2 protein-coding genes are annotated in these 666 nt (G+C 27.4%); both read left to right on the top strand.

Going from position 1 to position 666, the window contains the following annotated elements:
- Window positions 1–45: 45 nt before the first annotated feature.
- A complete protein-coding gene (locus GQX97_RS13615; protein ID WP_013243575.1) occupies window positions 46–426 on the top strand; it encodes a MerR family transcriptional regulator in 381 nt (126 codons plus the stop codon).
- An 18-nt stretch (window positions 427–444) separates the two neighbouring features.
- Window positions 445–666, top strand: a 222-nt coding sequence (locus tag GQX97_RS13610; RefSeq protein WP_255447430.1) for a cyclophilin-like fold protein, incomplete at its 3' end; no start/stop codon positions are given.

The following is a 666-nucleotide window of genomic DNA, read 5'->3' as shown; positions in this document are numbered from 1 at the left end:
ACTCTAATGCTATAATTAAAACAAAAAAGACTAGGGGCTTAAATTATGACAATAGCTGAAGTAAGCAAAAAGACAGATTTATCAACCGACACTTTAAGGTATTATGAGAGAATAGGGCTTATACCAGAAGTGGAGAGAACCGAAAGCGGTATACGAAATTATACTGATTATGATATAGGCTGGATAGAGTTTGCTAAATGTATGCGAAGTGCCGGCATGGGTATAGAGTCATTAATAGAATATATAAAACTCTACAACAAAGGAGATGCTACAATAGAGGCTAGAAAGCAATTATTATTAGACCAAAGAGATATAATAGAAAGTAAAATTAATGAGCTTAAAGAGACTTTAGAAAAATTAAATTACAAAATAAATAATTATGATACAAAGATGAGAGAGTGTGAAATAAAATTATCAAAGAGATGATAAATAAAGAGGATAAAAATGAAAATATTATTAAGCTTTTTAATTTTTATAATGACAGCATGCAATTCTATTTATGGAGATAGTTCTGCTATGATGAACACTTTAAATAATTATGTTAATTTAARAATAAACAACAAAGAATACAAGTTAATATTGTATGATAATGACACGGCAAGAGATTTTTTAAAAATGCTTCCATTAACTATTACAATGAATGATTTAAACAGCAATGAAAAATAT

Origin of the sequence: Brachyspira sp. SAP_772, assembly GCF_009755885.1 — a bacterium.
Classification (GTDB): Bacteria; Spirochaetota; Brachyspiria; order Brachyspirales; family Brachyspiraceae; genus Brachyspira.
This window is presented reverse-complemented; position numbering and strand designations above follow the sequence as displayed.

Excerpts from the sequence above, each read along its gene's own strand:
- GQX97_RS13615 (WP_013243575.1), top strand. The coding sequence starts at position 46 with ATGACAATAGCTGAAGTAAGCAAAAAGACAGATTTATCAACCGACACT.